The sequence below is a fragment of the Tuberibacillus sp. Marseille-P3662 genome, assembly GCF_900178005.1.
Taxonomy (GTDB): Bacteria; Bacillota; Bacilli; order Bacillales; family Sporolactobacillaceae; genus Marseille-P3662.
Genome location: NZ_FXBS01000006.1, coordinates 1,167,967 through 1,180,285, shown reverse-complemented (window position 1 = coordinate 1,180,285; position 12,319 = coordinate 1,167,967). Strand labels below are relative to the sequence as shown.

General features: G+C 43.0%; 10 protein-coding genes. All 10 read left to right on the top strand.

Annotated elements, in window-relative coordinates:
• The first annotated feature begins 103 nt into the window (after positions 1–103).
• A complete protein-coding gene (locus B9Y89_RS14585; RefSeq protein ID WP_085523928.1) occupies positions 104–1,159 on the top strand; it encodes an aspartate-semialdehyde dehydrogenase in 1,056 nt (351 codons plus the stop codon).
• Between the two features lie 19 nt (positions 1,160–1,178).
• Positions 1,179–2,411 (top strand): aspartate kinase, encoded by a 1,233-nt coding sequence (gene dapG, locus B9Y89_RS14580; protein ID WP_085523927.1) that lies wholly within the window; start codon positions 1,179–1,181, stop codon positions 2,409–2,411.
• A 180-nt stretch (positions 2,412–2,591) separates the two neighbouring features.
• Entirely contained in the window at positions 2,592–3,470 is an 879-nt protein-coding gene (gene dapA / locus B9Y89_RS14575; protein ID WP_085524755.1) for a 4-hydroxy-tetrahydrodipicolinate synthase, read from the top strand.
• Positions 3,471–3,651: 181 nt separating this feature from the next.
• A complete protein-coding gene (locus B9Y89_RS14570; protein ID WP_085523926.1) occupies positions 3,652–5,316 on the top strand; it encodes a ribonuclease J in 1,665 nt (554 codons plus the stop codon).
• A gap of 187 nt (positions 5,317–5,503) precedes the next feature.
• Positions 5,504–6,217: a ClpP family protease gene (locus tag B9Y89_RS14565; protein WP_085523925.1), complete on the top strand. Its 714-nt coding sequence runs from the start codon at positions 5,504–5,506 to the stop codon at positions 6,215–6,217.
• Positions 6,217–6,444: a YlzJ-like family protein gene (locus B9Y89_RS14560; RefSeq protein ID WP_085523924.1), complete on the top strand. Its 228-nt coding sequence runs from the start codon at positions 6,217–6,219 to the stop codon at positions 6,442–6,444. Before B9Y89_RS14565 ends, B9Y89_RS14560 begins: the two co-directional genes overlap by 1 nt.
• 104 nt (positions 6,445–6,548) lie before the next feature.
• Positions 6,549–8,921: a DNA translocase FtsK gene (locus tag B9Y89_RS14555; RefSeq protein WP_085523923.1), complete on the top strand. Its 2,373-nt coding sequence runs from the start codon at positions 6,549–6,551 to the stop codon at positions 8,919–8,921.
• Positions 8,922–8,996: 75 nt separating this feature from the next.
• Positions 8,997–10,286 carry an EF-P 5-aminopentanol modification-associated protein YfmF gene (yfmF, locus tag B9Y89_RS14550; protein WP_176222244.1) on the top strand — a complete coding sequence of 430 codons (1,290 nt, stop codon included), beginning with the start codon at positions 8,997–8,999 and terminating at the stop codon, positions 10,284–10,286.
• Positions 10,279–11,580 carry an EF-P 5-aminopentanol modification-associated protein YfmH gene (gene yfmH, locus B9Y89_RS14545; RefSeq protein WP_085523921.1) on the top strand — a complete coding sequence of 434 codons (1,302 nt, stop codon included), beginning with the start codon at positions 10,279–10,281 and terminating at the stop codon, positions 11,578–11,580. The genes yfmF and yfmH overlap by 8 nt, the downstream gene beginning before the upstream one ends.
• Entirely contained in the window at positions 11,580–12,308 is a 729-nt protein-coding gene (gene ymfI, locus B9Y89_RS14540) for an elongation factor P 5-aminopentanone reductase (protein ID WP_085523920.1), read from the top strand. The genes yfmH and ymfI overlap by 1 nt, the downstream gene beginning before the upstream one ends.
• Positions 12,309–12,319 lie beyond the last annotated feature (11 nt).

Here is a 12,319-nt window from a genome sequence, read left to right as displayed (position 1 = left end):
CGAATGCCAATAGTATGATAGAATAGACACAGAAAAAACAAATGGGAAACCACCAGCGTTTCCCTCTCATATTTTGATAAATTTTTGTGTCGGAGGGGAAACTATGGGACTAGAACAAGAAGGTCTACACGTTGCGGTTGTTGGCGCAACTGGAGCTGTTGGAAGACAAATGATCAGCTTATTGGAAGCATCTACACTGCCGATTAAGACATTATCACTATTGGCGTCAGCCCGTTCTGCAGGACAAACGCAAACATTTAAAGGCAAGGATTTTACGATTAAAGAAGCAACGCCAGAAGCGTTTGAAGGGGTACATTTAGCGCTTTTTAGTGCGGGTGGCTCAATTTCAAAACAGTTAGCCCCGGAGGCTGTCAAACGCGGCGCTGTTGTCGTTGATAATACAAGTGCCTATCGGATGGATCCGGATGTGCCGCTCGTTGTACCGGAAGTCAACGAACATGCGCTTCAGGAACATCAAGGAATCATTGCGAATCCTAATTGTTCGACCATTCAAATGGTTGCGGCTCTTGAACCATTACGACAATCGTACGGATTAAAACGTGTTATTGTATCAACCTATCAAGCGGTCTCAGGTGCAGGTCTATCAGCTGTTGAAGAAATGCAGCATCAATCACAAGCGGTTCTTAACGGTGAACCATCTGAGGCGCATATTTTACCTGTTAAAGGTGAACCCAAACATTATCAGATTGCTTATAATGCTGTACCACAAATCGATACCTTTCAAGATAATGATTACACGTTTGAAGAAATGAAAATGACGAATGAAACAAAGAAAATTATGGAGAACGCTGATCTGCCTGTTTCGGCGACATGTGTCCGCTTACCGATTAATACAGGGCATGCGGAATCTGTTTATGTTGAGCTGGATCAGTCAAACGTTGATACGGACAATATCAAATCAGTATTACATGATGCAGCAGGTGTGACCGTTCAAGATGATCCGAGCGAACAACGCTATCCAATGCCTGTTCAAGCGGTTGGAGAAAAGGATGTCTTCGTTGGACGCATTCGTCAAGATTTGGATATGGAGAATGGATATCATATGTGGGTCGTATCCGACAATCTATTAAAAGGTGCGGCTTGGAATTCGGTGCAGATCGCCGAAACGCTTGTTAAACGACAACTTTTGAACAACTGAAGCAAAAAGGAGACCATTTATGAAAGTGATTGTTCAGAAATTCGGCGGTACATCGGTCAAGACCCATGAAGATCGCTTGAGGGCCGTTAATCATGTTCAGAATGCCGTGAACGACGGCTACAAAGTTGTTGCCGTTGTATCAGCCATGGGACGTTCTGGTGACCCTTATGCCACCGATACGTTATTAAGTCTGTATGGAGCACCCATGGTTAATAAACGCGAAACCGATTTGTTAATGTCGTGCGGTGAGACGATTTCATCAATTGTTTTTTCAGGTCTGCTCAATTCAGCAGGCTTAACGTCAGAGGCATTGACAGGTGGGCAGGCTGGTTTTAGAACCAGTGAGAAATTCAGTGATGCTAAGATTATTGACATGAAGCCGGAACGCGTACACAATCTGTTAAAAGATCGTGATGTCGTTGTTGTAGCCGGTTTTCAAGGTCAATCAAAGAGCGGCGAAGTGACCACCATTGGCCGTGGCGGCAGTGATACGTCTGCAACGGCATTAGGGGCCGCTTTGAATGCTGAGTGGGTTGATATTTTCACTGATGTTGAAGGCGTTATGACGGCCGATCCACGAATGGTTGGAGACGCTAGGCAATTAACAACCTTGACATATAATGAAGTGAGTAATTTGGCTTATCAAGGGGCGAAGGTGATTCATCCGCGTGCGGTTGAAATTGCGATGCAGGCCGATGTCCCCATTCGGATTCGTTCAACGTATTCCAACGAGCCTGGGACCCTAGTCACAGCAATCACAAAGGAAAACGACGGCCGCGATGTTCAAGACCGTCTCATTACTGGTATTGCTTATGTGAAGGGTGTCACCCAAATTAAGGTTGATGCCAAAGAAGGTGAGTACGACCTACAGCAAAAAGTTTTTAAATCGATGGCTGCAAAACAGATCAGTGTCGATTTCTTTAACATTAGTCCTCAGGGTGTCATTTATACGGTGATGGATGACATGGCTGAAGAAGCGATTCAGACCTTAACGTCGATGGGGTATGAACCACAAGTGACGAAGGGATGCGCCAAAGTCTCTGCTGTTGGTGCGGGTATGACTGGTATTCCCGGAGTAACGGCTAAGATTGTCAATGCTTTAACGGATTTGGGTATCCAAATTTTACAATCTGCCGATTCGCATACAACAATTTGGGTCTTAATTAAAAACGATCGTTTGCAGGATGCTGTGCAGGCATTGCATGCCACATTTGAACTAGAGAAAGATGATCATGAACGGTCATTAATGTAATGTAAGGAAGCACTTCCCCGCTTCGCTAAGCACTACCATATCATTTTAGCAGGGGAGAAAGCTCGACGTAGTGAAAATGATGGTAGAGGAAGCACTTCCCCGCTTCGCTAAGCACTACCATATCATTTTAGCGGGGGAGAAAGCTCGACGTAGTAAAAATGATTGCAGAGGGAGATGGGTATTGTGTCCTTTGGTCATTTGCTAACAGCAATGGTCACCCCTTTTAACGATCAGGGTGAGGTGTGCGAGAAGCGAACGGCAAGCCTCATTGACCATTTGTTAAATACCGGTACGGAAGGACTCGTAGTGGCCGGCACGACTGGAGAATCACCAACGCTTAGCAAAGAAGAGAAGCTGACGTTGTTCCAATATGTCGTTAAGAAAGTGAATGGTCGTATCCCTGTCATCGCTGGCACGGGAAGTAACGACACTCAAGAAACGATCCAATTGTCCAAAGAGGCTGAGAAGACAGGTGTTGACGGCATCATGCTTGTGGTACCGTACTATAATAAACCGAATCAAAAAGGACTGTATGAACATTTTAAAGCAGTTGCTGATGCGGTCAGTTTGCCTGTCATGATATACAATATTCCTGGACGTTCCGTTGTCAATATGAATGCCGATACGATTGTCAAACTAGGTGAGATTGATAACGTGGTTGCCGTTAAGGAAGCAAGCGGTGATTTGAACCAAGTGACAGAAGTGATTGACCGGACAGCTGATGACTTTATGGTCTATACAGGTGAGGACCATCTCACAATGCCGACGCTGGCCATCGGTGGTGATGGTGTGATTTCTGTCGCTTCCCACATTATTGGTTCCGAAATGTCAGATATGGTTAAGGCCTATTTGCAAGGTGATGTCAAACAAGCGGCCAAACAGCATCAAAAAGTATTGCCGACGATGCGGGCTTTGTTTGCCCACCCTAGCCCGGTTCCGGTTAAAACTGTTTTAAATCAAACTGGCATCAATGTCGGTCGTGTTCGCTTGCCGCTAGTGCCATTGGCTGATGAGGAGATGCGCCAGCTCATGATGATTTATCATGAACTGAAGGCATAACATATAAGAGTGTATGCGTCGCCTTTTTAGGTGTCTCATACATTCTTTTATGTTTATACATAATGATTGATTTTAAAAAAGTGACTTGTACTGTTACCGTGAAATGGTTATAATATAGTTAATGGATTTGGTACGGGTTTTGCTGTTTATGCAAAATTGAATATAGTAGGAGGAGTGCTCATTGCAAAAACGGAAAAATGACCATGTCAGAATTTTTGCGATGGGCGGCGTTGGTGAAATTGGTAAGAATATGACTGTTATTGAAATTAATGATGATTTATTTGTCGTTGATGCCGGTCTTATGCGCCCGAAAGATGATATGCTAGGTGTTGATATTGTCATTCCGGATTCAAGTTATTTGACGGAGAATCGGGATCGGATTCGAGCAATATTTTTAACACATGGCCATCATGCGCATATGGGTGGACTCCCGTATTTGTTAAGGGATATTCAAGCCCCTGTGTATGGGACCAAATTAACGATAGCTCTGTTTGAACAGTTGTTGCGTGATACTAAGGCATCTGGGAAGGCGAGAACAAATGTGATTGATCCTAATAAAGATTTGAAAATAGGTGACGAGCGCATTTCGTTTTTCCGAGTTAATCATAGTGTCCCTGATGCAATTGGTATCGCCTTTCATACGTCACAAGGAGCAATTGTGCATACCGGCGATTTTAAATTCGATCATACCCCTGTTGACGGGCAAAAATCTGATATTAGTAAATTGTCGCGTTTAGGTGACCGGGGTGTTCTGTGTCTGCTTTCTGATAGTAAGAATGCGGAAATACCGGGGAAAACACCTTCAGATTCTGGTGTCGGTGAAAGTTTAGAAGATCACTTTTATTTTGCAAAAGGCCGTGTCATAACAGCGCTTTATGCAACGAATATTCATAGAATTCAACAAGTGATTAATGCGGCTATTGCCAATAGGCGTAGAGTCGCGCTTGACGGTCGCCACCTCGAGCGCATTGTTGGCATTGCCACAAAATTGGGATATCTTCAAGTCCCCCGGCATACGTTTACAACTTTAGATAAAATTAGTAAGCGTAAAGATCAGGATGTGGCCATTATTACCTCTGGCAACCAAGGGGATCCGGTGACACCGTTAATCAATATTGCGGATGGCTCCCATCGAAATTTGAAATTAAAAGCGAATGATTTATTTATATTTGCGGCTTCTTCAACTCCAGGTACCGAGAAAAGTGTCACCAAAGCCATTGATTCATTAATGCGGATGGATGTTCAAGTTATATATGGCGATGATGTCCATGTTTCAGGGCATGCTTCCGCTGAAGATTTGAAACTGATGTTGCATTTAACACAACCCAAACATTTCATTCCGATTCACGGAGAATTTAGGATGCAGAAAGAGCATGCTGACCTAGCTCATTCAATGAGTCTCGCGCCACATCAAGTGTTTTTGGTGGATAAGGGTGATGTCGTTGAATTTAGTAAAGAACAGGCAAGACAAGTCGATAAAGTCCCTGCTGGTCAGCTTTTAGTTGACGGGCTTGGCGTCGGTGATGTTGGTAATATTGTCTTGCGCGACCGTCGTCTTTTAGCTGAAGATGGGACCCTTATTGTGGTTGTTACGCTAGGAAAGCGGCAGAAAAATATTGTGTCCGGACCGGAAATTATTACTCGCGGTTTTGTGTATGTCCGGGAGTCGGAAAAACTGATCGGCGATGCCACGCAAATTGTCGAAGAAGTTCTGAATAAATCATTAGATCAAAATATATCTGAATGGTCATCGTTAAAAAACGGGATCAGAGATGCTTTAGGTAAATACTTATATGATAAAACCAAACGCCGTCCAATGATTTTACCAATCATCATGGAAATTTAAGTTAGAATAAAAGTCCTCATTTTTTGAGGGCTTTTTTTATTGTCAAGAAGTATCAAATAACGTTAACCAACAAATAATATGTGAAGTCAGAAGGGAGCACTTCCCCGCTCCGCTAAGTACTACCATACCATTTTAACGGGGAAGAAAGGTCGACGTAGTAAAAATGATTATAGAGGGAGATGAATATATGTCTAATGATCAACAACAAGGTCAAGACCAAGAGAAACAGCAGAACACCAATGCGCTGTTGCAACAAATACAGAAATTAGGTCAAACCAATGTTGCAGGTGCTCAATCCAATATTCATTGCTTAACAATCATTGGCCAAATCGAAGGTCATCAGTCATTGCCGCCTAAAAATAAGACAACGAAGTATGAACACTTGCTCCCGCAACTTGTCGCCATCGAGCAAAATGATCAAATTGAAGGCGTCCTCGTTGTCATCAATACCGTGGGTGGCGATGTTGAGGCTGGATTAGCTATTGCTGAGATGATCTCGACTATTACTAAGCCAACGGTTACGTTAGTAACGGGGGGCGGTCATTCGATCGGTGTGCCTATTGCCGTTTCTTCCGATTACAGCTATATCGCCGAAACGGCGACGATGCTCATACATCCGGTTCGCTTGAATGGGATGGTCATTGGTGTCCCGCAAAGTTTTGAATACATCGAAAAAATTCAAGACCGTGTTAACCAGTTTGTGACGACACACTCAGATATTAGTGAAGAAAAATTTGATGAATTGATGTATAACCGTGGGACTTTAACCAAGGATATCGGCTCAAATATTGTTGGGGGTAAAGCAGTTGAGTATGGTTTGGTTAATGAGGTAGGCGGCGTTGGTCAAGCCATTAACAAATTGCAACAATTAATTGGCCAACATAAAGGAGAAAGCCAATAATGCTTTATACTATAGTACCTAGCGAAACCATTTTTGAAGATGAAGACGAACAAAAGCCTCGTAAACACCGGACATTAGTTATGAACGGGGTCCAGCTTGTTGTCGAAGAAGCGGATGATGACCAATACCAAGTTGTTCAATTAATTAGTTCTAATCCGCATGATTTTTTGGATGAACAATACCAACCGGGAAAAATGATTCGTGTCGGACCTTTACTCAACTCATAGAGATGGTATACATTAATGGTAGAAGTATTTTTTACACAAGCATGTAAGTGATGGAAAATCGCTTGCATGCTTGGATCCGTTAAGTTCTGAGTTGAGGTGTCTATATGGCCAAGAAGAAACGAAGAAAAAATAAAGCACGGAAACAATGGCGCGCGACGTTAATCTATGAAATCAGCGGTTTATTATTACTTGCTATAACTCTAATAGGTATTTCAGAAATGGGCGTCGTTGGGGAAACGGTTGCTCAAACGGCCAAGTTTTTCGCGGGAACCTGGAATAAGGTCTTTCTAGTTGGACCTTTGGTGTTAGCTGTGTATTATATATGGCAGAGGCAACAGCCGAACTTTTTTTCCCGGCGTTTAATCGGTACATATCTTTTGTTTTTTGCCTTATTACTCCTAAGTCATGTTGGCTTATTTGAGACTTTAACAGGTGAAAACAAGTGGACCAATGCATCAGTGATTAAGAATACATGGGAACTTTACAAAAGCCAATTACTAGGGACAACGCCTACAGCACCGCTTGGTGGTGGCATGATTGGCGCGTTCGGCTTCGCGTTCTTTTATCTATTATTTGATGCCACAGGAACCACTTTCATGGCGGTTTTTTTGTTTTTAATTGCTTTTATTCTCATTACTGGCAAATCGCTTCGTGATGTATTTGCACGGGTGTATGATAAATTAAGAGGTATCGGATCTAAAGTTTTGAATTCCCAGAAAAGCAATTGGGAAGCGTTTAAACAACGGCAAGCGGAACGTAAACAGCAAAAACAGGATGAGGAAGCAGCGGAAACTGAATCTCAGGCTCCTGCAGTCTCTCAAGAAGTTCAAACTGATCAAGATGAGATACAAGAACCGATTATTCATGATTTCAGTGAACATACAAGTTTGAATCAGGACTCACAGGCGGATGATGATAAGGTTGCAAAACAAGCACAGGACATTCATCCGGCCGCAAACGGTCACAATAAAACGCAGGAAAGCGGGGCTGACCCGGCGACGTCACCTGAGCCGTCGTTTGATTTTCCTGAGGTAGAGAATGAGTCTTATCAGCTTCCATCTTTTGATTTATTACAGTCACCGATGAAAAATTCACAGTCCAATGAACGCGGGCATATTGCTGAAAATGTAAGGAAGCTTGAAAAAACCTTTGACAGCTTCGGTGTTAAGGCTAAAGTGAAAAAAGTGCACTTAGGGCCTGCGGTGACAAAATATGAAGTTTATCCCGATGTGGGTGTGAAAGTGAGTCGGATTGTTAATCTTAATGATGATTTGGCATTGGCGTTAGCAGCTAAGGAAATCCGGATTGAAGCGCCGATTCCAGGTAAATCGGCGGTAGGTATCGAAGTACCTAACCAAGAGATTGCCATGGTTAGCCTTCGGGAAGTGCTTGAGTCGACGAACGGACAGGATATGGATAATCATCTGGCGATTGCCTTGGGCCGGGATATTTCCGGAGAACCGGTACTTTCTGAATTGAATAAAATGCCTCACCTTTTGGTTGCGGGTGCGACAGGCAGTGGTAAAAGTGTCTGTATTAATGGCATTATCACAAGTATCCTCATGCGGACGAAACCTCATGAAGTGAAACTATTAATGGTTGATCCCAAAATGGTAGAATTAAACGTCTATAATGGTGTGCCGCATTTGTTGACGCCTGTTGTAACCGATCCTAAGAAAGCGTCCCAGGCCTTGAAAAAGGTCGTTTCAGAAATGGAACGTCGTTATGAACTGTTTTCGGAAACGGGAACACGTAATCTTGAGAGTTATAATCAATATGTTCGAAAATATAATGAGGAAAATGAAGATCAACAACCGCTGATGCCGTATATTGTTGTCATTATTGATGAACTGTCCGATTTGATGATGGTGGCATCCAAGGAAGTTGAAGACACGATTACCCGTTTGGCCCAAATGGCTCGTGCGGCTGGTATTCATTTAATTATCGCTACACAGCGGCCTTCCGTTGATGTCATTACCGGTGTAATTAAAGCGAACATTCCATCACGGATTGCTTTTAGTGTTTCATCACAAACTGATTCGCGGACCATATTGGATTCTGGAGGCGCTGAGAAGTTACTCGGTAAAGGGGATATGTTGTTTACGCCGATCGGCGCATCAAAACCGACGCGTGTCCAAGGAGCGTTTTTATCGGATGAGGAAGTGGAAGCCGTCGTCAATTATGTTGTTTCCCAACAAAAAGCACAATATCAAGAAAATATGATTCCAGACGAAGAACCTGAAAGTGGCTCCCCCGAGGAGGTTGACGACGAATTGTTCGATGATGCTGTACAAATGGTCATGGAGATGCAAACAGCGTCCGTCTCCATGCTCCAGCGACGCTTTCGTATCGGCTACACTCGAGCGGCTCGCCTTATTGACGCTATGGAGGATAGAAATATCGTTGGCCCTTATGAAGGCTCGAAGCCTCGGCAAGTTTTGGCATCAAATACAACAGAAGATGTATCGTCGCAGTAACACGCTTATGATTGGATAATTGAATGTCAGTAGGGTAGAATAGGGATTAGCAACTCTTGGATGGGAGTGAAATTAGTGACATTAGTTAATGAAAATATACGAGAATTGAATGGCATTAATGTCCATGTAATGCCGACATCAAAGTTTAAGACAAACACGTTTGTCATGCAGTTTCGGGCGCCGATTCATCGGGATACGGTAACGAAGAAGGCGCTGCTGTCATACATATTGAAAAATTCAAGCGAAACGTATCCAACGCTTCAAGCGCTTCAAACCCGATTGGATGAACTTTATGGGGCAACATTAGGTGCGCAACTCTCCAAAAAAGGTGAAGAGCATGTCCTTACTTTAGCGTTAACGACCTCCAACGATGCTTACTTACAAACAACATCGGGTCTATTAGAAGATGCGGTAGCCTTAATCAGTGATGTTATTTTAAACCCTCGTGTGGACAATGAGATGTTTACTCATGATGTCATGACACGTGAAAAACGCAAGCTCAAAGAAACCATTGCCTCAATTTATGACAATAAAATGCAGTTTGCGATGCAGAGACTTTTTGACCACATGTGTGCCGACGAATCCTTCGGCTATCATACTTATGGCTATGAAGAGGATATAGATCATCTTTCGGGCGAAGCGATGTATCAGTATTATCAACACATGTTAACGACTGATGAAGTTGACTTCTATGCAGTTGGCGATATTGACCAAGAGCGTTTATATCAAGCTGTCAGCAATCATTTGACCTTTAAAGACCGACATCCGGAGCAGCACTGTGTCGTGACCAAAAGTGAAGGGAGCCCGGCCTCAGAAGCAGTCGAGTACCAAGACGTTGAGCAAGCGAAGTTGACGATGGGTTATCGCACCCATATCGTGATGGGTGATGCGTTGTATTCGGCATCACAAGTTTTTAATGGCTTGTTCGGCGGCTTCCCTAACTCAAAATTATTTCAGAATGTGCGGGAAAAACATAGCCTGGCTTACACGGTGGCAAGCCGCTACGAAAGTTATAAAGGCCTCATGCTCGTCATGGCCGGCATTGCATCTGAGGATTATCAAAAAACCGTCGACATTATTGGTGAGCAGTTAAGTGCCATTGTAAATGGTGACTTTTCTGATGATGAGTTAAGTCAGACAAAAGCCTTATTAAAAAGCCGCGTATTGGAATCATTAGATAGCCCGTTTGGTATTGTGGATGCCGTTTATAAATTTTCACTATCACCTGATAATGGCACGCTTGAAGGATGGCTTAGAGAGATTGATGAGGTCACACGTGAAGATGTGATTGAAGTGGCTAAAAATATTACCCTCGACACAGTTTATTGTTTGTTGAGCAAAGAGGAGCGATCCGCCAATGCATAAACAAACGTATGATCAACTCGGTGAAACCGTCTATCATGAACAATTGGATAATGGCCTCAAATTGTATGTGTTGCCAAGACCGAATTATAATAAAACTTTTGCCACATTTAGTACCAAATATGGATCGATTGATAATTATTTTGTCCCGCTAAATGAAAAGGAATGGACGCATGTTCCTGATGGCATCGCCCATTTCCTTGAACATAAAATGTTTGAAAGTCCTGATGGAACAGATGTCTTTTACGATTTTAGTAAGCAAGGCGCTTCACCGAATGCTTTTACATCATTTACTAGCACATCCTATTTATTTTCAACAACGAGTCAAGTGCATCAAAATCTAGAGACACTGATTGACTTCGTACAAACGCCTGGTTTCACTGAAGACAGCGTTGAAAAAGAGAAGGGGATTATTGGGCAAGAACTACAAATGTATAATGACGATCCCGACTTTACCGTGTTATTCTCATTAATTAAGAACATGTATGAAGATCATCCTGTCCGTATTGATATTGGCGGAACATTGGATTCAATCCAAAAAATCGACAAACCGACGTTGGAACAGTGCTATCAGACATTCTATCATCCAAGCAATATGATGCTGTTTGTGATCGGTCCGGTTGATCCTGAGGAAATTTCCAAATTAGTGACTGATAATCAACATGCGAAAGATTATCATGATCAACCAGAAATAAAACGACAATATCCGGATGAATCGCCAGGCGTTTACCAAAAGGAATCGGAGACGGCAATGGCAGTCAATACGCCGAAATGTTTAGTCGGTTTTAAACAAGACGACGTATTTCAAACTGGAAATGATTTGTTGAAAAATGAATTAGCCGTTCAGTTATTGTTGGATATGATGTTTGGCAGGGGAACGGAAAATTATCAAGCCTTATTGGATGAAAATCTGATTGACGATTCATTTTCGCATGACTTTGACCAAGAGTATGCTTTTGGATTTTCGGTGATCGGCGGTAACACTCACGACCCGGATCGGTTAGCTTATCGGATCAAGCAAATTGTTGATAACCACAAATCCAATGGATTTTCAGGCGAAACCATCGAACGTGCTCGAAATAAACTCATCGGCTCATTCATGCGGTCGCTGAATTCGCTTGAATACATTGCGACGAAATATACTCGGTATGAATTTTTAGATGTGAGCTTATTTGATATCATTCCAGTGCTGGAATCGATTGATGAGACCGTTATTCATGATGCGCTCAAACATCATTTCAAAGATGAATGCTACACCGTCAGTAAAATTGTACAAAAAGAAAGCGACGAGAAATAATGGCTTTTGCATTGATCACAGGTGCCAGCGGAGGGATCGGGCAGGCGATTGCTGCCCGATTTGCCGCTGATGGCTTCTCCCTATATTTGCATTATCATCGCAATCAGGAGCACATCAATCGGTTGCAAAACCAATTAAGTAGGCGCTATCCTCAGCAGACATTTGTGACTGTTTGTGCCGATTTACAGTCAGTGAACGGTGCCTGGCAATTATTGCAACAAATGGATCAACCGGTTCATTACTTTGTTAATAATGCCGGTAGAAGCCATGTTGGCTTGATCACGGATGTTCATGATACAGACATTGACACGTTTACTCGTTTGCATTTAAATAATCCGTTTTTAATCACAAAGAAACTCATCGAGCCGATGATTCGTCATAAACAAGGACGAATCATTTTTGTAACATCTATTTGGGGAATCACTGGTGCGTCAACAGAGGTGATGTATTCCATGGTTAAGGGCGGACAAAATAGTATGGTCAAAGCGCTCGCCAAAGAGCTTGCCCCTAGTCATATCACTGTCAACGGCGTTGCCCCTGGTGCCGTTGATACGGACATGCTGATGGATTTATCGCCGGCTGATCGGGAGGTTTTAGAAGAAGACATTCCCGCCGGCCGCTTTGGTCAGCCTTCCGAAATCGCTGATGTTGTCCGTTTTTTAGCCACGGATTCTGCCGCTTATATTAATGGACAAATTCTTTCCGTTAATGGGGCGTGGCACTGTTAGTAGTGCATATT